The organism is Streptomyces sp. CBMA152 (assembly GCF_014596475.1).
Lineage (GTDB): Bacteria > Actinomycetota > Actinomycetes > Streptomycetales > Streptomycetaceae > Streptomyces.
Window position 1 is genome coordinate 62277 of record NZ_MECJ01000035.1, and the last position, 22860, is coordinate 85136.

Consider the following 22860-nt stretch of genomic DNA (forward strand, 5'->3'; position numbering starts at 1 on the left):
GCGGCAACGACGACTACGCGCGCGTGGCCTTCTCGTACAGCTCGCGCGCGTGGGCGTCGAAGAGCACCGCCGTCGACTCCACGTCCGTGTCGCCGCCGCTGAGGACGCCGATGAGGTGGCCGAGGCGGCCGGGCCCCCGGTAGTCCGCCAGCCACGGGCTGCCGCTGGTCCCGGTCCAGAACCCGGCGCACTCGATCCGTACGTCGCTCGCCATGTCGCTGTCGCGGCGGCTGTCGGTGGTGCAGGAGATCGGCCGGTTGTCGGGGTTGTGGTCCTCGGCCGGGTAGCCGACGACGGTGACCCGGCGCTCGGGCCCCGAGGCCCAGTCCGCCTCGGCGGCGCCCACCACGCTCTGAACGCTGCGCCCGCGCGCGTCCGGCTCCAGGGTGAGGAAGGCGTAGTCGTAGGCGTCGTCGCCGTCCTTGGACCACTTGTCGTCGGTCTGTACGGCCTTGACCTTCCAGGTCCCGTACGGAGTGGAGCCCTTCACCGCCCCCGAGAAGGCGGGCGCGAACTCCATGGAGCCGACCGAGCCGGAGTCGGCGCAGTGCGCGGCGGTCGCCACCACATTGCCCTTGGGGCTGGCGACGACGCTGGCGGTGCACCAGTGCTTGTCGCCGTCGACGAGGACGCCCACCGACGGCAGCCCGGCGGTGGCGCCGGCGGAGGTCTGCGGGGCGGGGGCGGGCGGCACCTCGTCGCTCTGGTCCGGCTGGGGTGCCGAGGCCGCCGACCAGCCGCATCCGGTGACCAGCGCCAGCATCCCCGTGGCGGACACTCGCAACACCGTTCGCATCACGCGCATGGCGACCATCCTGTCGTATGACGGGTCGGAATGCGTTGAGGCCCCCGGTGCGCGTCGACGCACCGGGGGCGCTGGGCTATCCGTTGGCCAGAGCTTGCAGGCGGTCGTACGCCCCGTTGAAGCGCGAGTGGTCGCCGACGGTGGGGCCGGAGGAGGTGTACTGCCACATCGTGTAGTAGCCCCAGCCGGCCGGGAGCGTGCCCGGGTCGGTGTTGTAGCGGGCGATCCACAGCGGGTCGGTGGAGCCGAAGGCGGCGGAGTTTCCGGTGCACTGGGTCCACCAGCTGGTGGCGGTGTAGATCACCGCGTCCCGGCCGGTGCGGGCCCGGTACTCGTCGGTGAAGTCGGCGATCCAGCTGACCATCTCGCTCTGCGAGAGCCCGTAGCAGGCGGCGCCGTACGGGTTCCACTCGATGTCCAGCGCGCCCGGCAGCGTACGGCCGTCTTGGGACCAGCCGCCGCCGTGGTCCACGAAGTAGTCGGCCTGGGTGGCGCCGCTCGTGGTGTCCGGTGTCGCGAAGTGGTACGCGCCGCGGATCATGCCGACGTTGTACGAGCCGTTGTACTGCTGCGCGAAGTACGGGTTGGTGTAGTAGGTGCCTTCGGTGGCCTTGACGTAGGCCCACTTCACGCCGCTGTTCCAGAGCGTGGACCAGGCGACGTTGCCGTTGTGGCTGCTGGTGTCGACGCCCTCCGTCTGGACGGCGAGGGTGGCGCCGGGCGGGCCACCGACGCCGTCGTGGGCCGCGACGCCCATGCCCATGGTGGCGGTGCCACGGGCGGGGGTGTGGGCGGCTTCCGCGGTGCCGGGGGCAGTCAGCAGCAGGGCGAGGGCGGAGAGGAGGATTCCGGCCGCGGCGAGGGGGCCGCGGCGGGCCGTTCCGGGTCTGTGCACGGGCATTGCGCGCCTCCGAAAGGCGTGGGTGGGGGGACGTGCCGGGGATATCGACATGTCGCTGTGGACATGTCATACGGAAGAAGCTACGCACGTAGACCGTGACGCGAAAGAGTTTCCGGAACTGCCAATGGCCCAGGCCACTGGTGCGTCGACAGCGGCCCTGTTCAGGCGCGTCGACGGCTCGTTCTTCGTAACCGACTTTCAGACAGCGGGAGTTGGCGTCAGTCGTCCAGCCAGCCGCGCAGGGTGGCCCGCGCGCCCGCCTGGAAGCGGGTGTCCGCGTCCAGGTCGTGCAGCAGGCGGGTGATCCGGCGCCGGGCGGTGTGCACATGGACGCCGAGGCGGCGGGCGATCGCCTCGTCCTTCAGGCCCTCGGCCAGCAGGCCCAGGAGCTCCAGCTGTTCCTCGCTCGGGCACTGCCCCTCGTCCGCTCCCTCGCCCGGTCCGTCGGTCCGCGCGGCCCGTAATCGCCCCAACTCCGCCCCCAGCAGTCCCGTATTGGACTAATCCCCCCTGAACGTGCACAGGATTCTCGCTCCGTGCACAGGTGCCTCACAAGTGGGCATGTCCACAAGTCACCGCAGAGGCCCCATTGAGGGGTTCAGGCACCACGGCTTGCATGGTCATGACCAGTCGGCGCTGTCAGGCGCCACCCGCCGTCCATCGGCCCGTGGAGGAAGACCTTGCGCAAGCCCAGAGCAGGCACGTCAGGAGCAGGCACGGCCAAAGAGGGATTACTCGCCCGGGGAGCGGGCGCAGCCGCCCTCCTCGGCGCGGCCGCGCTGCTCGCCACCTCGGTACCGGCGGCCCAGGCCGCACCCCCGGCACAGACCCCGGCCGCCGATGTCGTCCCCGGCACCGGAACACAGACCCCGGCCCTCGTCGACGGCCTCCACGAGAGCGCCGACGCCAAGGCCGCCCCGGCCGACGCGGCCCGCGGCCATCTCGCGGCGAAGGAGAGCCGCTACCGCATCGCCGACCCCGGCCGCGACCTCACCCCCGTACAGACGCTGAGGCAGGGCGCCGACGAGACCGTACGGCTCCAGCAGAAGTACCACGGGGTCGAGGTGCTGGGCGGGCAGTACGTGGTGCGGATGGAGAAGCAGGACGGCAAGCGGGTCGTCACCGGGACCTCCGGCAAGTACTTCACCGCGCTGACCACGTCGACCACCGCGACCGTCGCCGAGGACGTCGCCGTGCGCCGGGCCGTCTCCTCGGTCGCGGCCCGCGTCGGCGGCGCCACCCTCGGCAAGAAGGACATCCAGCGGGCCGAGGGCGCGAAGAGCGCGGCGGGGGCCGCGCTCACCGGCACCTCGGGCGGCCTGGTCGTCATCCCCAGGGGCGCGGGCGTGCTCACCTACCGCGTCACCGTGCGCGGCACCGAGGCGAACACCGGCAGACCGGTCCTCCAGGACGTGTACGTGGACGCGCACGCCGGGTTCCCGGTGCTCCAGTACAGCCGTATCAAGACGCTCACCGCGCCGAAGCCCGCCACGGGCACGACGGCGCACCAGGCGGTGCGGGGCCCGGCTCGGACACAGGCGAACGACAACCCCGGCACCACCGGCACCGGCGTCAAGTACAGCGGCGACAAGGTCCCGCTGAACATCTACTTCGACGCCTCCGCCAAGCAGTACAACCTGGTCGACTACGCGCGCATGGCGGCCACCAGCAAGAACACCCTGCACACCTGGGACGCGCGCGCGGTCGACGTCGGCGACGCGTCGGGGCAGTGGCCCAGCGGGCTCAAGGAGTTCACCAACGCGGGTCCGGACTACAGCGGCGACGCCACCGCCGCGGGCGCGGTCGACGCGCACTGGGCGGCCGGGCAGGTCTACGACTACTACAAGAACGTGCACGGCCGCGACAGCCTCGACGGGCGCGGCATGGGCATCGACTCGCTGGTCGGCGTGACGCTGTTCGGCGGCCCGTACGTCAACGCCTTCTGGGACGGCCAGAAGATGGTGTACGGCTCCGGGGACGAGCAGTACAAGACGCTCTCCGCCGACCTCGACGTGGTCGGCCACGAGATGACGCACGGCGTGGTCGAGAACACCGCGAACCTGGTCTACGCGGGCCAGTCCGGCGCCCTCAACGAAGCGCTCGCGGACTACTTCGGCAACGCCATCGACGTCACGGTCAGCGGGACGAAGATGGACGACCCGGACTCCGGGCTCATCGGCGAGAACCTGTGCCGCACCGCCAAGCCCCGCGACTGCGCCTTCCGCGACCTCAACGACGGGCGCACCACGTCCAAGGACTACCTCGGCGTCTCCTTCGCCACCGACAACGGCGGGGTGCACCTCAACTCGACGATCTTCTCGGGCGCCCTGTGGGACATCCGCCAGGACCTCGACCCCAAGGACCCCCTCCTCGCGGACAGGCTCGTCTACAAGGCGCTCTCCACGTACATGACGCCCCTGGACGGCTACACCGAGGCGCGCAACGCGATCCTCGCGGCCGCCAAGGACCTCAAGCTCTCCGGGCGCCAGCAGAACATCGTCAAGCGCTCCTTCAACGCCCACGGCATCGTGCCCGGCTGGGAGAACGCCATCGGCGTCGACTCCGACCAGCTCTTCGGCAAGCTCAACACCACCGGTACGGGCACGGCGGCGGGCGGCGGCTGGTGGGCCACCTCGAAGTCCAACGACGACGGCACCGAGCCGTACTCGATCTGGGCCGGCAAGGCGGACGGAACCGGCTCGGCCAAGTTGATCAGCCCCAACGACGGCCGCTTCCACGTGTATCCGGCCACCGACGGCAAGAGCGTGGTGTGGGCCGCGTTCGGCACGAGCAGCCTCGACATCCTGTCCCGGCCGATCGCGGGCGGCCCGATCAAGAAGCTGTACACCTCGACCACGAACGTCCAGAACCTGCGGGTCGAGAACGGCACCGTGGTCTTCGAGTCCTTCGACCCGTTCGGCGGGCGCCACGTCGGCTTCCTGAAGCCCGGCGACCGCGAGCCGACCTGGGTGGACGGCGGCAAGTACCAGCTCGGCACCGCGCTGCCGTCGCTGCGTCACGGCACCGTGGCGTACGCCAAGCTCTACCCGGTCGGGGACGACTACAAGATCGGTGTCGAGACGTACGACATCGCCACCGGCGCCACCCGTCTCGCCCAGCAGCTCGGGGAGCCGCAGGCCATCGGGCAGACCGGGATCACCGGCAAGAACGTGTTCTGGCTCGCCGACGAGAACCCGGCCGACCAGGGACAGATGGCGGTGCGCCGGTCCACCCTGGCGGGCACCGGGACGGTCGACCTCAGCCCCGAGGCCGGGCCGGGCGCGCTGATCCCGTTCGACCTGACCGCATCCGACGACGCGGTCACCGTGAACACCCTGCTGCCGGACACGCGGTACCGCAATGAGACCCTGCCCAAGCTGTGGCAGTTCAGCGCGGACGGCACCCGCAAGGAGCGGGTGTCCTGCAACCGCGGTGAGCAGCTGTACCCGTCGTCGGCGGGCGGCAGGAAGGTCGTCTGGCTGGACGGCACCACCGGCTTCACGGACCTGGTCACCCGGGACCGGCCCGCCGGAACCTGCTCGTAGTCGAGCTCGTAATTGAGCCAAAGGGCCCCCGGCAGCCGGTGCCGGGGGCCCTCGTCCACAGAGGACTGGTCAATACTGTCCCGTCGGGACAACCGTGGGATGGGAGCTGATGTGGACGGTCCGGACCAGGAGTTTCTCGCGCTCGAACGCGAGCTGGCGGTGTTCCTCCGGCGCGCCCGCGCGTCCTCCGGCGAGATGGCCCGCGCGGTCCATCCCGAGCTGGAGGCGGCCGCGTACGGGCTCTTCGTGCGCCTGGAGGAGGGCGGCCCACAGCGGGCCACCGAGCTCGCCGCGTACTTCGGCGTCGGCAAGGCGACCATGAGCCGCCAGCTGCGGGCCCTGGAGGACCTGGGCCTGGTGGCCCGCGAACCGGACCCGGCCGACGGCCGCGCCTCCCTCGTCCGCCTCACCGACGAGGGCCTGGCCCGCTTCCGCCGCGTCCGCGACGCCCGCCGCGCCCAGTACGTCACCAAACTGGCCGACTGGGACCGCACGGAAATCGCCGAACTGGCCCGCCTGCTGCACCAGTTGAATGCGAGGGCGGACATGCAGGAGCCGGGGGTGCAGCGCCCGTAGTGGGGTCACCTACGCTGCGGTACCGGGTGCCCTAAAGGGGCGCGGGGAACTGCGCGACCAGCCCCCACCGACCCGCAGACGAACAACCGGCAGCGTCAGAGCTCAACGAACACGACGGTCGCATCGTCATGCGTCTTACTGCGCCGCAGATACGTACGAGAGGTGTCGGCGCGCTCCAGCTCCCGAACGCGTTCGACAAGCCCCTGCGGGCCCGCCTTGCGCAGCAACGCCACACAGTCGACCCAGTCGCCTTCGCGGAACTTCTCCACCCACCGGCTGGCGCCGTCGGTCAGGGCGACGAGCGACCGTACCGACCGGGTCGGGATGCGCCCGGTGACAGCACGCGCGGCCACCGACGGATCGGCGGCCGCGGTGAAGAAGCCGCCCTCCTTGTTCCGGGCGAGCGCGTCGGCCACATCGTCAGACACCAGCGAAGAGCGCGGCACCCGGTCGAGCCGGTCGTCGAGGACCGCCCGGACCGTACCGTCGGGCGATTCGACGAGCAGGGCGGAGTCGGAGAGCACGAGGTGCTCCACGTACGACTCGTCCCAGCGCGCCAGGACCACCGTCGCCTGCGGAGTACGCGGGTGAGAAAGGTCACACGTGTCGCGGTGGGCGTCGGCGGTGCGCCTGATGGACTCGGCGAGGATCTCGGTCAGCGTCATGTCGCGCCGCGAACCGGACAGTTCGGTCAGTGCGCCGCCGAGCCGGGCGGTGAACCAGGGCACGTCGTGCACACAGTCGCCGTTGCCCGGTGGTGGCGTCACCCCGTCGAGCACCACCAGCGCCCCGCCCCGCCCGGCGGCAGGCAGTGCCGTGGTCGCCCAGTCCTCGTTGGGGCGGGCGGGGTCACCGGGGTCAGTGGTGAGTTCGATGCGCATACGGCCAGTCTGCACGACGCCTTCACGCACCTTCCATGGCCGGTGAATTGGCCTGGACCAGTGCGGCGGAGTGCGGTTTTCCCGACGGATGTGGACCTGTCAGAAAGCTGTGGGCGGGCATCCTGCCAAAGCCCGCGCGGAAGTTCCAACCGGCCGCGCGCACGAACGGGGGCAGGCATTCCGCGGGAGTTGATGGCCAACTCCCGAGTGTTGTTCACTCGTTCGGGTGGCGGGGTGGATGTTGCATGCCTCCTTCCCAAAACCACTGGAATGGTCGGAAGCCGCGCAGGGGTGGGAACGCGTCGCACAGGGCGCATCAGACGCATGACCGGTCGTCACCTCGGCTTCATGGGCGGACGAGTCAAGATTGAGAGCACCGGTGCAGAACAAGCGGCCTCGGGGCAAGGACGGCGACCCGGCCGAGGGCGCCGCGCGCACCGCGCGTGTACGGACCCGGCTGGTCGCCTCGGTCGCCGTGGTCTCGCTCACCGTGCTCGGCGCGGGCGCGCCCGCCGTGCTCACCGCGTCCTCCGACCTCAACGACTCGCAGAACCTGGTCACGCTCGCCCAGCTCGACCAGCAGGCCGTCACCCTCGCGCACGCGCTGGGCGACGAGCGCGACGACGTCACCGCGTACATCGCGGGCGGCCGCGACCCGCGCCAGGAGGCCGGGCTCAAGGACCGCGCGACCCAGGTCGACCGGCGTATCGACGAGATCCGCGCCAACGCCTCCGCCGCCCTCGGCCGCGACCTCGCCACCGTGCCGTCCCTGCGCCGCACCATCCTGACCGGCAAGGGCACCGCCCTGGAGGCCAACCGGGCGTACACGGACGTCATCGCCAAGCTGCTCGCCGTCGCCGACGAGCTCGCCGACAAGACACCGCCGCGCGCCGCCGAGGCCACTCGCGCCCCCGCCGACCTGGGCCGCGCCGCCGAACTCGCCTCCGCCACCCGGGGCCTGCTCGTCGCCGCGCTCTCCGTGCCGCAGAAGTCCACCGGCACGGTGTACGACCCCATCAGCGGGCGTTACGTACAGAAGGATCCGGGCGACAGCGACGAGGCGCACACCCGGGACGCGTTGAGCGCCGCCGGGCAGCAGGCGCGGGTGCGCGAGCAGTCGGCGCTCGCCGACTTCGACCAGGCCGCCTCGGCCGCCGCGCGCGACAAGCTCGCCACCACGGTCACCGGCCCGGACGTCGACGCCGCCGAGCGCTATCTCGCCCGTCTCACCGACCAGCCCCAACTCAGCGCCGCCGACCGCAAGCTGGGCGCCGACAAGGTCGACGCCGCGCTCACCGCCCGGGTCGACCGGATGCGCGGCACCCAGTCGGCCCTCGCGGCCGCCGAGGTCAAGCGGTTCGAGGCGCTGCGCGACGACGACGTCACCGACCTGGAGATCAAGGTCGCGCTGGTGGGCGCGCTCGTGCTGCTCGCCATCGGCGTCTCGTCCGGCACCGCCCGCTCGCTGACCCGCCCGCTCGCCGTGCTGCGGCGCGGCGCGGCCCGGCTCGCGGCGGCCCCCCAGACGGAGGAGCCGGTCCGCTTCACCGGCCGCAACGACGAGTTCGCCCAGGTCGTACGGTCCCTGAATACGCTCCACGGCCGCCTGTGCGACCTCGGCGTACGCGCCGACACCCTCGGCGCGGAGGTCGCGAGCGCGCGCGGCGCCGAGCTGGCGCTCGCCGACGAGCGGGCGGCGCTGCTCGCGGAGCGCGCCGAACTCACCGATTCCGTACGGGAGTTGACCGCGCAACTGGAGCGGACGCGCGGGACGGTTCAGCACACCTTCGTCAACCTCGGCCTGCGCAGCCTCGGTCTGGTCGAGCGTCAGCTCGGCATCATCGAGGGCTTGGAGGAGCGCGAGCAGGACCCGGACGCGCTCGCCACGCTCTTCAAGCTCGACCACATGGCCACGGTCATCCGCCGCCACGGCGAGAACCTGCTGGTCCTCGCGGGCGCGGAGCACCACCACAACCACCCGGGCCCGGTCCCGCTGGTGGATGTGCTGCGGGCCGCCGTCAGCGAGATCGAGCGGTACGAGCGGGTCGTCATCCAGGCCGTCCCGCCGCACGCGCAGGTCGCCGGGTTCGCGGCCGACGACCTCAGCCACCTCGTCGCCGAGCTGCTTGAGAACGCCACCTCGTTCTCGCCGCCCGACGTCCAAGTGCAGCTCTCCGGCTGGCAGTTGGAGAACGGCGAGATCATGCTCTCGGTCCAGGACGAGGGCATCGGCATCGGTCCCAAGCGCCGCACCGAGCTGAACCTGCGGCTCGCGGACCCCTCCACGTACGAGCCGGGGGAGCCCGGCACGGACGCGGGCGGCCTCGGCCTGCATGTCGCCGCGCTGCTGGCGCGCCGCCACGGCGTACGCATCGAGCTGCGCGAGCAGAAGCAGGGCGGGGTGGCGGCGGTGGTCGTGCTGCCCGAGCCGATCCTGCCGACGACGCCGCCGGTCGCGGCGCCGCATGTGATGCCGGCCCCGGGCGACGCCCCGAGGTTCACGCTGCCGGGGGCGCTTGCGGAGGCCAACTCCAATGTGCTGCCGGAGCGTACGGAACGGTCGGGGCAGATTCCGCTGGTCAAGGCGGAGGCGGCCGAGCCGGAGACGGTCGAGCCGGACGCCGGTGAGCCCGACGCGCACGAGCGGGTCGTGGACCAGCCGACGTTCGAGATGCGGCTTCCCACGCCCGAGCCCGAGGCGCCCGAGCCCGTCGTGCCCGCGCAGCGCATCACCGACAAGGGGCTGCCCAAGCGGACCCCGAAGGTGGTCAAGGCGGGCACCACCGCACCGGCCGCGCGCAAGGGCGGCGCCGATGTCGCCGACGCCCTGCGCCGCCGCCTCGGCGGGTTCCAGCAGGGCGCCCTGGAGGGCCGCCGGGACGCCGAGTCGGAGATCCAGGACGTACGTAACGAAGAGAAGACGGTACAGACACCACAACAGACGGGGGAGACAGTCGAGGAGGCACGCAGTTGACTGCGACCGGCACCGGCACGTTCGGACTGAGCAGCGAGGCACGCAATCTGCACTGGCTGCTGAAGAATCTCGTGGAGGAGGTGCCGGGGCTCATCTCGGTCGCGGTCGTCTCGTCGGACGGACTGCTGCTGCTCTCCTCCGACCCGGAACAGCGCCGCGCCCGCCCCGAGCCGCGCCCCCAGGGCCCGCGCGGCTCCAGCGCCGACCTCGCCACCATCGTCTCCGGCATCGCCAGCCTCACCCATGGGGCCGCGCGCCTGATGGACGGCGGCAACGTCAAGCAGACGGTGGTCGCGATGGAGCAGGGCAGCGTCTTCGTCATGGCCATCAGCGACGGCTCGCTGCTCGGTGTGCACGCCACACCCGACTGCGACATGAGTGTGGTCGCGTATCACATGGCGCTCTTCGTCGGCCGCGCCGGACATGTGCTCACCCCCGAACTCCGCAGCGAGCTGCGCCAGTCGATGGAGGCCGCCCAATGAGTCCGTCCGCCCCGAAGCTGCCGATACGAGGCGCCGGCCGCAAACCGGCCCGCGTACGCCCGTACTCGCTGACGGGCGGGCGCACCCGCTTCGGGCACGTCCTGCTCGTGGAGACGTTCGTGGCGGCCATCGAGGCGCCCGAGGAGCGCAAGGCGCTCACCGGGAGCGCGGCGCGGATCATGCCGGAGATGCTGGCGATCGTGGAGATCTGCCGCGCGATGCGGACGGTCGCGGAGATCTCGGCGCTGCTGCGGATGCCGCTCGGCGTCGTCCGCGTCCTGCTCAGCGACCTGGCCGACCAGGGAAGGATCCGTGTGTACGGGACCGGGCACGGCCCCGGCAGGCCCGACCGCGCACTGCTCGAAAGGGTGCTCAGTGGACTCCGCAGGCTCTGACGTCCTGGCCTCCGACGTTCCGGCTCCCGAGGAGCCCTTCGAGGAGGAGCTGAAGGACTGGCAGCGCGACCGCACCAGGGCCCCCATCGCCACCAAGGTCGTGGTGGCGGGCGGCTTCGGCGTGGGCAAGACGACGTTCGTCTCCTCGGTCTCGGAGATCACCCCGCTGCAGACCGAAGCGGTGATGACCCAGGCGAGCGAGGCCACCGACGACCTCGCGGCCACCCCGGAGAAGTCGACCACCACGGTGGCCATGGACTTCGGCCGCATCACCCTCGACGACGACCTCGTCCTGTACGTGTTCGGTACGCCCGGGCAGCAGCGGTTCTGGTTCATGTGGGACGACATCGTGCGCGGCGCGATCGGCGCGGTGGTCCTTGCCGACACCCGCCGCCTCACCGACTGCTTCCCGGCGCTCGACTACTTCGAGAGCTGCGGCCTGCCGTACATCGTGGCCGTCAACCACTTCGAGGGCACCGAGTCGTTCGAGGCCGAGGACGTCCGGGAGGCGCTGACGGTGGCGCCGCACATCCCTGTGGTGATCATGGACGCGCGGGACCGGATCACGGTGATCGAGTCGCTGCTGAGCCTGGTGTCGCACGCGCTGGAGGAGCTGCCGGAGTAGCTCCGGCACGTCCTCGCAAAACCCGATTCAAGACCCGCCACCCCCCGTGTCGTGCCCCTTTACGTATCGGTATCGGAGAAATTTCGTATGCGGAGAATCCTGATAGTCGGAGCCGGTCAGTCCGGTCTTCAGCTGGCCCTCGGACTTCAGTCCCAGGGGTACGAGGTCACCCTGATGTCCAACCGGACGTCCGACGAGATCCGGTCCGGCCGGGTCATGTCCACGCAGTGCATGTTCCACACGGCGCTCCAGCACGAACGGGACCTCGGCCTGAACTTCTGGGAGTCCCAGGCCCCGCGTATCGAGGGCGTGGGCGTGTCGGTCGCGGCGCCGGACGGCTCGCGCCCGATCGACTGGGTGGGGCGCCTCGACGGCTTCGCGCAGTCGGTCGACCAGCGGGTCAAGATGGCGGGCTGGATGGAGACGTTCGCGCAGCGCGGCGGCCAGCTGGTGATCCATGGCGCGGCCGTCTCCGACCTGGACTTCTTCGCCCGTACGTATGACCTGGTGCTGGTGTCCGCGGGCAAGGGCGAGCTGGTCTCGATGTTCGGCCGGGACGCCTCGCGCTCCCCGTTCACCGAGCCGCAGCGTGCGCTGGCGGTGTCGTACGTGCACGGGCTCGGCCCGCGCCCCGAGCACCCCGACTTCGACGCGGTGCGCTGCAATCTGGTGCCGGGTGTGGGCGAACTGTTCGTGATGCCGACGCTGACGACGTCCGGGCGTGCCGACATCCTCTTCTGGGAGGGCATCCCCGGCGGCCCGCTGGACGTGTTCCAGGGCGTGACGGACCCGTCCGAGCACCTGTCGTTGACCCTCTCCCTGATGGAGAAGTTCACGCCCTGGGAGTACGCGCGGGCGACGAAGGTCGAACTGACCGACGAGGGCGGTACGTTGGCGGGCCGCTACGCGCCGACGGTCCGCAACCCCGTCGGGCGGCTGCCTGGCGGCGGCCTGGTGCTCGGCGTGGCCGACGTGGTCGTCGCCAACGACCCGATCACCGGCCAGGGCTCCAACTCCGCCTCCAAGTGCGCGGCTTCCTACCTGGCGTCGATCGTGTCGCACGGGGACGGGGTGTTCGACGAGGCGTGGATGCGGGCGACGTTCGAGCGGTACTGGTCCACGGCGGGGCCGGTGGTGAAGTGGACCAACGCGATGCTGGGGCCGCCGCCGGAGCATGTTCTCAACCTGATCGGCGCGGCGTCCGAACTCCAGCCGGTCGCCGACCGCTTCGCGAACGGTTTCGACGACCCGGCGGACTTCGAGAACTTCTTCTTCGAGGAGGAGAGGACGGGGGCGTACTTGGCCGAGGTGTCCGCCCCCACCCCGCCCCTTCCCTAAACCCCTGGGCGGGCGGCCTGGTTCTTTTGGCTGCCCGCCGGTGGGGGTTGCTCGCGCAGTTCCCCGCGCCCCTGAAGATGGGCCCTTCGGGCCCTCCTAGGGGCGCGGGGAACTGCGCGACCAGCCCCCACGATCCGCAGCCGAACACCATCCCTCGGAGAGTTTCGGGAAGGGGCGGGGTGGGGGCTATTCCCCCGGGGGCGACTCCGGTGCGTACCCCTCGTCCGACCCCTCCGTCGCACCCGGCGGCAGCCGCGGAGGGTGGTACGAGCGCAGCGGGACCGCCGACGGGTCGGGGCGGACCGCGCCCAGGAGCGGGTTCGCCGCGATCGGGGAGATCTTCACCCGGGTCCCGGGGCGCGGGGCCTGGACCACCAGGCCGTCGCCGAGGTACATCGCCACATGCGTGGCCTTGGGGTAGTAGACGACCAGGTCACCGGGGCGCAGGGCGCGCAGCGGCACCCGGGGCAGCTCCGCCCACTGCTCCTGGCTGGTGCGCGGGATGGCCCGGCCCGCATGGGCCCACGCCTGGGAGGTCAGGCCGGAGCAGTCGTACGAGCCCGGCCCCTCCGCGCCCCACACATACGGCTTCCCGAGCTGACCCACCGCGTACTTGAGCGCCTGCTCACCCTCCTCGGAAGGCGCTCGCACCCCGCTCAACGCCCCCGTCGCCAGCAGATCCCGCTGAGCCTTCGCCATGCCCTGCTGCTCAAGCTGCGCCAGCTCCGCGAGCTGGTCCGCGCTCAGGGCGGAGAGCAGACCCTCCACGTCCTTCAGCCGCGCCCGCACCGCGTCCCGCGCGGTACGCCGCCGCGCGGCCAGCGTCGTCTGCTCGTCCAGCGCCTTACGGGCGGCCCGCGCCAGCGCGTCGGCCTGCCGCTCGGTCCGCGCGAGCCGGGTCACGGTCGCCCGGCGCGAGTCGGCGGCCCGCCGGAGCAGATGCCCCTGGTCCAGCGCGCCCTGCGGGTCGCGGGCCAGCAACAGCTGCATGTAGATGGAGAGTTCGCTGCGGCCCTGGTACTGCTCGCGGGCCAGGCGGCCGGCGGCCGCGCGGCTGTCCGCGAGCGCCACACGCGCCTTCGTCAGCCCGGCCGCGACCTTCTTCTCGTCCGCCGCCCGCAGCTTCAGCCGCTCCTCGGCCGCGTTGTACGCCTCGGACGCCTCCTCCGCCTGCCGGTACAGCGTCTGCAACTGCGTCAGCAGACCGCTCACCGAGCTCTCGGGCGGTGTGGGCGCGGCATGCGCGGTGGGGACGGCCGACACCAGTGCGGCCGCCACGGCCGCAGCGGTGCACACCGAGCGCAGAGTTCCGACTGACACGTGCTCACCTCCGGTCGGATGGTGGCACGGTGGCCCGCCGCGATGCCCGCCGAGCGGGGTGAACGGTGCGAATCCCTCACCCGTCCGGCCGTACACCGGTGCGGCCGCTTGCGTAGGCGCTACGACACCTGCTTACGACCGCTTACGACACCGGCAGCGCGTACAGCGTCGCCCCGTGCCACACCACCGCCGTGTCCGCGCCCGCCACCACGGCCCGGTAGACGCCCCGGTCCGCCGACTCCTCCTTGGTGCCCGCGTCCTGGAACTTCCACAGCCGCTCGCCGCTCGCCGCGTCGAACGCCGTGACCTGGAACGGGTCGAGGGCGAGGAGCGTACGCCCGGACGCGCCCGCCACCGTCCGCGTCTCCACCGGCGTGCCCAGCGCGAGGTCGGTGGTCCCCGCCCACCGCTGCTGCCCGTCCGCCGCCCCGAGCGCCGTCACCTGCGTACCGTTGTCCGGTACGTACACAACTCCCTTGTCAGAGACAGGAGTTCCGTACGCGGCCTTGCCCTTGGGGTGCTGCCAGCGCGGGTTCGTGGTGGTGAGGTCGAACGCCTGGAGGCCGCCGCCCGCCTGCGTCAGCAGGGTGCCGTCGGGGGTGAGCACCGCCGGGTCGGTCGGGAGCACCGAGCCGTATGTCCGCGACCACACGTCCTTGCCGGTCTTCGGGTCGACGGCGAAGAACTCCCCGAGCACCTGCTTGGCGCCCTTGGGCGGGGAGGCCGCCGGGCGGCGGGAGATCAGCTGGCCGCCGTACGGCGTGGCCCACTCGAAGGTCTCGCCCCGGCCCAGCGGTCTGCGCCACAGGACGGTGCGGTGGGTGATGTCGTACGCGTAGAGGGCGGAGTCCTTGCCGACGGTGGCGGTGAACCACACCGTGGTGTCCTCGTGCGCCCGGACCTCCGGGGTGCTCATGCCGGGGGCGAGTGAGGTGTACGCGACCTTCTGGCGGATGGAGCCATCCGCGACGGCGAACCAGATGAAGTCGGTGGGGCCCGCGCCGAACGCCAACTCGGCGTCGGCGGGCTGCAGTTGGGCCACCCCGGCCAGCTCCGGGCGGTTCCACAGCTGCTTTCCGGTGCGCAGGTCGACGCCGGTGAGCGCGGCGCCGGGGACGACCAGGACCGCGCCCTGGACGAGCGGGGTACCGAGCAGCTTGCCGCCGGGTACGGCGTATCCCCAGCGGGCGGTGGGTGGCGTGCCGGGCACGGGCTGCGGGCGGGCCACAGGCTTGGCGTCGACCGCCGGGCTCTTGGAGTCCCCGCCGTCCCCGTCGAACGCGAGCACCGCGCCCGCCCCGAGCGCGAGTCCGGCGATGGAGGCGAGCCCGGCTGTCAGGAGCGACCTGCGGTCGGCGGTGATACGGGAGAGGGGTGATCCGGGGGTGCTCGGGGTGGGGATGGCCGGGGGTGACCACGTGGGGAGCGGGGGTGCCGTCTCCGGTGCCGGGGGAGGGGCGGGGGCGGCCTGCGGGGCGGCGGGCACAGGCGCGGCACCCGGTGCCGCGTCGGCGGGCCACAGCACCGTGCCCCCGAGCGTCACCCCGGGCAACTCCCGTGCCTGCGCGGCCCGTTCCGCGATCGCCGTCGCCACGCCCGGCGGGAGCCAGGCGTCCGGCAGCACCGCGTCCACCCCGCCGGGCACCAGCTCCGCCGCCACCTCGGCGGGGGAGGGGCGCGAGCCGGGCGTCTTGGCCAGACAGCGGCCCAGCAGCGGGCGCAGCGCGGCCGGGACCGGGGTGAGGTCGGGGACGGAGTGCGCGATGCGGTGCGCGGCCGCGTCGGCCGGGCCCGCGTCGAAGGGGCCCGCGCCCCCGGCCGCGTAGGTGAGCAGCATGCCCAGCATGAACACGTCGGCGGCGGGGCCGGGCTTCTCCCCGGCGACCTGTTCCGGCGTCAGATAGCCGACGGTCACGCCGAGTCGGCCGCCCTCCCCGGCGCTCGCCGCGCTGGCGCCGCCGAGCACGCCGAAGGCGGTGACCAGCGGCCCGTCGGCGGTGAGCAGGACGACGTCGGCGCCCAGGCCCTGGAACGCCGCGCCGGTCACCGAGTGCGCCCGCTCAAGCGTGGTGGCGAGCGCCGCGCCGAGCGTACGTACGGTCGCCTCGGGCAGTGGTCCGGCGAGCGCCACCGCCTCGGCGAGGGTGAGCGCGGCCGCGAACGGGGTGGCCAGCCACGGCAGCCACTCCTCCGGCCCGGTCGCCAGCACCGGCGCCACCCATGGCCCGGCGAGGCGTTCGGCGGCCCGTGCCTCGTCGCGGAAGCGGCTGCGGAAGGCGGGCAGCGCGGCCAGATCGGGGCGGGCGGCGGTGACGGAGACACCGCGTCCGTCGGCGCCGTGGGCGAGATAGACCCGGGCCGTGCCGGTCTCGCGCAGTCTGGCCCGCATGCGATACGGACCGAGCTCGCGCGGTTCCTCGGCGGTCAGCGCCTCCATGGTTCAACTCCCCCTGCGGCACGGCGTGGACCAGCGAGCTTATCGCGCCAAGTACCCCGTCTACGTGCGGGGCGTCGGCTTGGTCCAGGGCCAGCGGCGGGGCTCGCGGCCCTCGGGGGCGTAGGTGTACTTCCAGCCGCGCTGGATGCCGAGCCGCTTGCTGTGTCCGGCGGGTTCGCGCCGGTACGCGTACACCGTCGGCGGGCCGCCGTCGGCGTCCGGGACCGGTACCTCGTACCACTGGGGCGGCTTGCCCGACGGGCCGATCAGGACGGGCAGGACGCGCCCGTCGAGGGGCCCGCCCACAAAGAGGGTGTTCTCGCTCTGCACGCCACAAGTGTCACACCGGTCACGGGCCGAGCTCGCGCACCGCGTGTCACAGAAGGTGGGTCGCCTCGGCGACGACGGGGACGATCCGGCGGGCGAGGACCCCGGCCGGGCCCTCGGCGGACTCCAGGGCGAGCGCCGCCCGTACGACGGCCGACGTCTGCGGGTCGGTCGCGGCGGTCGCGGTGAGCAGGGCGACGAGGTGGTCGACCAGCCAGTCGCGCAGCTCGGGCAACGGGGGCTGCTTCTCCTCGTCGAGCCAGATCAGCGAGGCGGCCTCGACGGCCGCGATCCAGGTGCGCACCATCAGCCGCAGCCGTGCACCCGGTGCCTCCACCCCGAGGTGGACGAGGATCTGCTCGGCGGCCGCCCGGCGCACCTCGTCGACTATCGCGGTCGTCCGCGAGGTCTCGGCGACGCTGCCGCCCTGGAGGAGCGCGGAGAACCCGGCGTCGTGCTGGTCCACGAACGCGAGGTAGCGGTCCAGGGCCTGGGCGAGCCGGTGGGTGAGCGGGCCGGTCTGGGCCTGGGCGAAGCACAGTTCCAGCTCGTCGGCGGCCGAGCGCAGCGCGGCCTCGTACAGCTGCTGCTTGCCGCCTGGGAAGTACCGGTACACCAGCGGCCGCGAGACCCCGGCCGCCTCGGCCACGTCGTCGAGCGACACGTCCTCCGGCGCCCGGTGCGCGAAGAGCGACAGCGCGGCGTCCAGGAGCTGAGTGCGGCGCTCCTCGACGCTCAGCCTGCGGTACGCGGGGGTGGTGGCCGGTGACGTCATGCTGGCAGCGTAATCCCCGTGCCGCAGCTTTGCCCCGGGGCCCGGGAGCAGTTGGCTCGGACCGATGCGCCCCCGCGCGGGCACGGCTGAGCGGCTGTGTGGCAGCGCACCGCGGTACCGGGTTGCTCAAGGGGCGCGGGGAACTGCGCGACCAGCCCAGCACGGTCCGCAGCCGAAGGACACCGCACCCCCGAAGCGGCTACCGCGCAAGCAACCCCGAGCTGACCCAGAGCCGACGGCTCACGCCATTGAGCACCCCGATGTCGTCCAGGAAGTCGGTCAAGCGCTTCGCCCCGTTCTGCATCACCTCGCGCCGGTGGCCGCTCGCCTTCACCTGCGCGACGGCCTCGCGACGGTCCAGGCCCACGTTCTCGTACACCTGCGGGTTGACGAAGCAGGTGGAGAAGACGCGCGCGGCCTCCCCGCAGCTGACCCGGGTGAGCTCCCGCTCCCAGCGCGGCGCGGTCACCATCTGGCGGCGCAACTCCTCGCGGGCGTACCGGACATGGCGGGCTTCCTCCACCACATGGATCCGGGTGACGCCGCGCATCAGCGTCTGCACCCGGTCGTCCGGGAACGTGAGCCGCTGCATCCAGTCCAGGATCTCCTCGCCGAGCAGCGTCGCGGCGAACGAACCCGGCGTCGTCGAGACGGTCTTCAGGACGCGCGCGAGGTTGTGGTAGAGCCGGGGGACCGGATACGTGGGCGATCCGCCCTTCTTGATCACCCGGGCGAACATCATCGAGTGCCGGCACTCGTCGGCTATCTCGGTGAGCGCATAGCGCACATGGTTGCTGGTCACCGGCTTGTCGTAGATGTGCCGTACGAGCAGCTGCATCAGGATGATCTCGAACCAGATCCCGAGCGAGCCGAGCGACGCGGCCTCGTGGCGCGCGAGCTCGAAGCGCTGGTCCTCGGACATCTTGCGCCACAGCGGGGTGTCGTAGAGGGAGAGGAGCTCCGGCGGCCAGAACCACTTGCCGTCCTCGAACGGCGCGTCCCAGTCGAGCTCCTTGTCGGGGTCGAAGGAGTGCCGCGCGGAGGACGCGAGCAGTCGTTCGGCGACCTCCTCGCGGTCCCTGAGCAGGCCGAGCGCGTCGTGGAGCAGCTCGCTTTCGGTCACGGTCGTCATGGCTGGTGGCACCTCGGCTGGGGGTCGGTCCGGGCCGATTCGCGATCGGCCGGGGCGGTATCGGTCGTGACGTACCGGCGGTCACCTCTTATGAGACTGCTTGTCAGCAAGCCCGTCAATCCCTTGGCCCCGACTTGTTGACCCGGCGTCTACCACCGTGTGAGCCTGCCAGTGAACCGGCGTGTAACGGACAGTCAGGCAATCCCCCCAGTACGTCCGTACGAGGTACGCGAGGCGAAGGAGCCGCACGTGTCGACGCAAGACCTCTATGTGAACGGCCCGCACGACCCCCTGTGGCAGGTCCCGGCGTCGGGCGCGGCGCGCTTCAGCTGGGAGGCCATGTTTCCTGGCCAGAAGAATGGCTCCGGGCGCGAACGCCTGCTCGCCCTCTACCAGAAGGGCAAGGACAAGCAGTGGGACGGCGCCAAGCGCATCGACTGGGACCTTGAGGTCGACCCGTACGACCCGCTCGGCACGCCCGACGAGTCGATGACGCTGTACGGGACGCGCTACTGGGCGAAGCTGACCGACGAGGACAAGGGCGAGCTGCGCAGGCACTACTCGGCCTGGCAGTTCAGCCAGTTCCTGCACGGCGAGCAGGGCGCGATGGTGTGCGCGGCGCGGATCGTGGAGTCGGTGCCGGACCTGGACGCCAAGTTCTACTCCGCGACCCAGACCATGGACGAGGCCCGGCACGCCGAGATCTACAGCCGGTTCCTGCACGAGAAGATCGGGATGCTCTACCCGGTCAACGACAACCTCCAGGGGCTGCTCGGCGACACCCTGCGCGACTCCCGCTGGGACATGCCGTACCTCGGTATGCAGGTGCTCATCGAGGGCCTGGCGCTCGCCGCGTTCGGGATGCTCCGCGACACCACGGACAAGCCGCTGCCCAAGCAGATCCTCGCGTACGTCATGCAGGACGAGGCGCGGCACGTGGCGTTCGGGCGGATGGCGCTGCGCGACTACTACAAGCAGCTCTCCGACGCCGAACTGCGCGAGCGCGAGGAGTTCGTGATCGAGGGCTGCTACTTGATGCGGGACCGGTTGCGCGGGATCGAGGTCCTGGAGAACTTCGGCATCCCCAAGGCGGAGGCCGAGGAGTTCTCGGAGCAGAACGAGTTCCTGCATCTGTTCCGCAAGCTGCTGTTCAGCCGCATCGTCCCCTGCGTCAAGGACATCGGCCTGTGGGGCAAACGCCTCCAGCAGGCGTACGTGGACATGGGCGTCCTCGACCTCGGCGACTCCAACCTCGACCTGCTCATGGCCGAGGACGAGGAGATCGCGGAACGCCTCGACCGCGAGCGCTTCGCCCAGGAGGAGACGGCACGGGTGACGGAGGTGGCGGACGCGATCGCGGAGGGAGCGGTGGGCTGAAGGAGGGGGGCGGGGGCCGACGGGCCGGTCCCCGCCCCCGGCTCACAGCGCCTCGGCACCCGCCTCACCCTGTGAGAGCGGCCTCCATCACCGCCTTCGCGATAGGCGCCGCGTCCCCGCCCCCGCTGATGTCCATCCGGTTCGCCTCCGCGTCCTCGACCACGACCGCGACGGCCACGGCGGGGCGGGGTGCGTCCGGGGACTGGGCCCAGGAGATGAACCAGGCGTACGGCAGGCCCCGGTTGCCGACGCCGTTCTGGGCCGTGCCGGTCTTGCCGCCCACCCGCACCCCGGGGATCGCGGCGCTGGTGCCCGTGCCCTTCTCCACCACGTCCACCATCAGCTGCTGGAGCCGCTCGGCCGTGGCCGGGTTCATCGCCTGCTTGTAGTCGCGCTCGGCGGTGCGGGCGAGGGTCGTGCCGTGCGCGCTGGTCGTACGGTCCACCAGATACGGGTACTTGAGTTCCCCGCCGTTGGCGACCGCCGCCGCCACCATCGCCATCTGCAACGGCGTGGCCGTCGTGTCGAACTGGCCGATGGAGGAGAGCGCCAGCTGGTCGGGGCCCATCTTCTTGTCGAAGTTGGACTTGGCGACACCCGAAGGGATGCGCAGCCGGGTGTCGTTGAAGCCGAACCGGCCGACCGCCTTCAGCATCCCCGCGAGCCCCACCTTGACCCCGAGGTTCGCCATCACCGTGTTGCAGGAGACCTCCACGGCGTACGCGAGCGAGGCGTTCTCGCAGCCGTTCGCCTCGTTGGGCAGCGTGGTGCTGGTGCCGGGCAGGACGTACGGGTCGGGTGTGACGGTCGGCGCGTTCACATCGGTGACGGCGCCCGCGTCCAGTGCGGCCGCCGCCGTCACGATCTTGAAGGTGGAGCCCGGCGGATACGACTGCCGGATCGCCCGGTTGAGCATCGGCTGGTCGGGGCCCGTGGTCAGAGCGGCCCAGGTCTTCTTCACCGCCGGCCCGTTCCCGGAGAGCCTGCTGGGGTCGTACGACGGGCTGCTGACCAGGGCGAGGATCTTCCCGGTGGACGGCTCGACGGCGGCGACCGCGCCCTTCTTGCCGCCCAGGCCCTTGTAGGCAGCCTGCTGCATCGACGCCTTGATGGTGGTGACCGCGTCGCCGCCGCGCTGCCGTTTACGGGTGAGGTCGCCCCACAGCGGGGTGAGCAGCGGGGAGGTGCCGGACAGGACGGCGTCCTCCGCGCTCTCGATGAGCGTGGTCCCGTAGATCTGGGACGCGTAGCCGGTGACGGGCGCGTACAGCGGGCCGTCGGTGTACGTGCGCTCGTACCGCAGCGGCTGGCCGGTGTCCTTGGAGCCGGTGACCGCGTCCTCGCCCACCAGGATGTCGCCGCGCGGCTGGCCGTAACGGGCCAGTGTGGCGCGGCGGTTGGCGGGGTTGGCGTCGAGCGCGTCGGCCTGGAAGACCTGGACGCGGGCCGCGTTGACGAGCAGCGCGACCAGCAGGACGAGGCAGAAGGCGGCGGCCCGCCGGATGTAACGGATCATCAGGTCCTCGTGCGGACGGGTGCGAGGGTGCCGGTGTCTACGGCCGGACGCGGGGTGCGCGCGCTGTCGCTGGCCCGGATGAGCAGCGCCACGATGATCCAGTTGGTGACGACGGACGAGCCGCCCTGCGCCAGGAACGGCATCGCCATACCGGTCAGCGGGATCAGGCCCATCACCCCGCCCGCGATCACGAAGACTTGGAACGCGAGGATCGAGGAGAGGCCGACCGAGAGCAGCCGTCCGAAGGAGTCGCTGAGCGCGAGGCCCGCGCGATAGCCCCGGGCGATGAGCAGCGCGTAGAGGAGGAAGATCACCGTGAGGCCCGCGAGGCCCAGCTCCTCGCCCGCCGTCGCCAGGATGAAGTCGGACTTCGCGGCGAAGCCGATGAGGATCGAGTGGCCCGCGCCCAGACCGGTGCCGAGCATGCCGCCCGCGGCGAACGCGAAGAGCGACTGGGCGAGTTGGCCGGGGCCCTGGCCCGCGTCGATGGAGGCGAACGGGTGCAGCCAGTCCTGGACGCGGCTGTGCACATGGGGTTCGAGCGAGCCGACCACCGCCGCGCCGACCGCGGCGAGCAGCAGCCCCACCGCGATCCAGCCGGTGCGGCCCGTCGCCACGTACAGCATGATCACGAAGAGTCCGAAGAAGAGCAGCGAGGTGCCGAGGTCGCGCTCCAGGACGAGGACGCCGACGCTCAGCAGCCAGATCGCCACGATCGGGCCGAGCACCCGGCCGGTGGGGAGCTGGAGGCGCCAGATGCGGCGGCCGGTGTACGCGAGCGCGTTGTGGTTGGCGGCCAGGTACGCGGCGAAGAAGACCGCGAACAGGATCTTGGCGAACTCGCCCGGCTGGAAGGAGAGTCCGGCGAGCCGGATCCAGATCTTGGCGCCGTTGACGGCCGGGAAGAAGATCGGCACGACCATCAGGACGAGCGCGGAGGCGGCCGAGATGTACGCGTACCGGGCGAGTACGCGGTGGTCGCGCAGGATCAGGACGACCGCGCCGAACAGCGCGACCCCGATGGTCGACCACATCAGCTGGGCGGAGGCGGCCGGGGTGTGCGGGGTCTCCAGGTCGAGGCGGTAGATCAGGACCAGGCCGAGGCCGTTGAGCAGGACCGCGATGGGCAGCAGGAGCGGGTCGGCGTACGGGGCGCGCAGCCGGACCGCGAGGTGCGCGAGCAGGGCGAGCAGCCCGAGCCCGGCGCCGTAGCCCGCCGCGTCCGGCGGGAGCGCGCCGCTCTTGGCGAGCCCGACGTCGGCGTAGCCGTAGACCGAGGCGAGGACGGCGCCGACGAGCAGCGAGAGTTCGACGCCCCGGCGCCGGGGGAGACGGAGGGCGGGCGGTGGCCGGTCCGCCGTCGTCGTTGCGCTCATGTCGGGCAACGTAGCAAGCGCGGCCGCTTATGTCCTTTATGTCATAGTGTGCCGAGGGGGGTATCGGCTGAGAGAACT

Annotated in this window: 18 protein-coding genes and 1 pseudogene; 8 read left to right on the forward strand and 11 right to left on the reverse strand. The window is 71.8% G+C overall.

The window, feature by feature from the left end; all coding sequences use genetic code 11:
* Positions 1–13: 13 nt before the first annotated feature.
* The 3 genes and pseudogenes from BG418_RS36695 to BG418_RS36705 form a co-directional block, all read right to left on the reverse strand.
* Entirely contained in the window at positions 14–805 is a 792-nt protein-coding gene (locus tag BG418_RS36695; RefSeq protein ID WP_223185808.1) for a serine protease, read from the reverse strand.
* A gap of 76 nt (positions 806–881) precedes the next feature.
* Complete coding sequence (locus tag BG418_RS36700; protein ID WP_188277775.1) at positions 882–1706, reverse strand: lysozyme; 825 nt, start codon at positions 1704–1706, stop codon at positions 882–884.
* 218 nt (positions 1707–1924) lie between these two features.
* Positions 1925–2107 (reverse strand): annotated as a pseudogene (locus BG418_RS36705) (helix-turn-helix domain-containing protein); the annotation flags it as partial.
* 279 nt (positions 2108–2386) lie between these two features.
* On the opposite strand from BG418_RS36705, the gene BG418_RS36710 reads away from it, so the two are divergent.
* Together BG418_RS36710 and BG418_RS36715 are read left to right on the forward strand one after the other, a co-directional pair.
* Positions 2387–5251 carry a M4 family metallopeptidase gene (locus tag BG418_RS36710; protein WP_188277774.1) on the forward strand — a complete coding sequence of 955 codons (2865 nt, stop codon included), beginning with the start codon at positions 2387–2389 and terminating at the stop codon, positions 5249–5251.
* Positions 5252–5350: 99 nt separating this feature from the next.
* The gene (locus BG418_RS36715; RefSeq protein WP_188277773.1) at positions 5351–5827 is read left to right on the forward strand and encodes a MarR family winged helix-turn-helix transcriptional regulator; all 477 of its coding nucleotides are present in this window, start codon (positions 5351–5353) and stop codon (positions 5825–5827) included.
* A 95-nt stretch (positions 5828–5922) separates the two neighbouring features.
* Here BG418_RS36715 and BG418_RS36720 read toward each other — a convergent pair whose 3' ends face one another.
* A complete protein-coding gene (locus tag BG418_RS36720) occupies positions 5923–6708 on the reverse strand; it encodes a protein phosphatase 2C domain-containing protein (RefSeq protein ID WP_188277772.1) in 786 nt (261 codons plus the stop codon).
* Between the two features lie 379 nt (positions 6709–7087).
* Between BG418_RS36720 and BG418_RS36725 the strand changes: the two genes are divergently transcribed.
* From BG418_RS36725 to BG418_RS36745, 5 genes are all read left to right on the forward strand, one after another.
* Positions 7088–9682 carry a nitrate- and nitrite sensing domain-containing protein gene (locus BG418_RS36725; RefSeq protein ID WP_317453843.1) on the forward strand — a complete coding sequence of 865 codons (2595 nt, stop codon included), beginning with the start codon at positions 7088–7090 and terminating at the stop codon, positions 9680–9682.
* Positions 9679–10164, forward strand: coding sequence for a roadblock/LC7 domain-containing protein (locus BG418_RS36730; protein WP_188277770.1), 486 nt, complete (start codon positions 9679–9681; stop codon positions 10162–10164). The genes BG418_RS36725 and BG418_RS36730 overlap by 4 nt, the downstream gene beginning before the upstream one ends.
* A complete protein-coding gene (locus tag BG418_RS36735; RefSeq protein ID WP_188277769.1) occupies positions 10161–10559 on the forward strand; it encodes a DUF742 domain-containing protein in 399 nt (132 codons plus the stop codon). The genes BG418_RS36730 and BG418_RS36735 overlap by 4 nt, the downstream gene beginning before the upstream one ends.
* The gene (locus BG418_RS36740; protein ID WP_188277768.1) at positions 10540–11184 is read left to right on the forward strand and encodes an ATP/GTP-binding protein; all 645 of its coding nucleotides are present in this window, start codon (positions 10540–10542) and stop codon (positions 11182–11184) included. Before BG418_RS36735 ends, BG418_RS36740 begins: the two co-directional genes overlap by 20 nt.
* A gap of 87 nt (positions 11185–11271) precedes the next feature.
* Positions 11272–12522 carry a styrene monooxygenase/indole monooxygenase family protein gene (locus BG418_RS36745; RefSeq protein WP_188277767.1) on the forward strand — a complete coding sequence of 417 codons (1251 nt, stop codon included), beginning with the start codon at positions 11272–11274 and terminating at the stop codon, positions 12520–12522.
* A gap of 186 nt (positions 12523–12708) precedes the next feature.
* Here BG418_RS36745 and BG418_RS36750 read toward each other — a convergent pair whose 3' ends face one another.
* From BG418_RS36750 to BG418_RS36770, 5 genes are all read right to left on the reverse strand, one after another.
* Positions 12709–13842, reverse strand: a complete 1134-nt coding sequence (locus tag BG418_RS36750; protein WP_188277766.1) for a C40 family peptidase — start codon at positions 13840–13842, stop codon at positions 12709–12711.
* A 142-nt stretch (positions 13843–13984) separates the two neighbouring features.
* Positions 13985–16279 carry a PQQ-binding-like beta-propeller repeat protein gene (locus BG418_RS36755; protein WP_188277765.1) on the reverse strand — a complete coding sequence of 765 codons (2295 nt, stop codon included), beginning with the start codon at positions 16277–16279 and terminating at the stop codon, positions 13985–13987.
* 60 nt (positions 16280–16339) lie between these two features.
* The gene (locus tag BG418_RS36760; protein WP_188277764.1) at positions 16340–16609 is read right to left on the reverse strand and encodes a hypothetical protein; all 270 of its coding nucleotides are present in this window, start codon (positions 16607–16609) and stop codon (positions 16340–16342) included.
* Positions 16610–16655: 46 nt separating this feature from the next.
* A complete protein-coding gene (locus BG418_RS36765) occupies positions 16656–17381 on the reverse strand; it encodes a TetR/AcrR family transcriptional regulator (protein WP_188277763.1) in 726 nt (241 codons plus the stop codon).
* A gap of 199 nt (positions 17382–17580) precedes the next feature.
* Complete coding sequence (locus BG418_RS36770; protein ID WP_188277762.1) at positions 17581–18513, reverse strand: diiron oxygenase; 933 nt, start codon at positions 18511–18513, stop codon at positions 17581–17583.
* 249 nt (positions 18514–18762) lie between these two features.
* Here BG418_RS36770 and BG418_RS36775 point away from each other — a divergent pair, with 249 nt between their 5' ends.
* On the forward strand, positions 18763–19890 hold the full coding sequence (locus tag BG418_RS36775; RefSeq protein ID WP_188277761.1) for a ferritin-like domain-containing protein: 1128 nt from the start codon (positions 18763–18765) through the stop codon (positions 19888–19890).
* 64 nt (positions 19891–19954) lie between these two features.
* Here BG418_RS36775 and BG418_RS36780 read toward each other — a convergent pair whose 3' ends face one another.
* Entirely contained in the window at positions 19955–21406 is a 1452-nt protein-coding gene (locus BG418_RS36780; RefSeq protein ID WP_188277760.1) for a penicillin-binding transpeptidase domain-containing protein, read from the reverse strand.
* Positions 21406–22782, reverse strand: a complete 1377-nt coding sequence (locus BG418_RS36785) for an FtsW/RodA/SpoVE family cell cycle protein (RefSeq protein ID WP_188277759.1) — start codon at positions 22780–22782, stop codon at positions 21406–21408. Before BG418_RS36785 ends, BG418_RS36780 begins: the two co-directional genes overlap by 1 nt.
* Between the last annotated feature and the right edge of the window lie 78 nt (positions 22783–22860).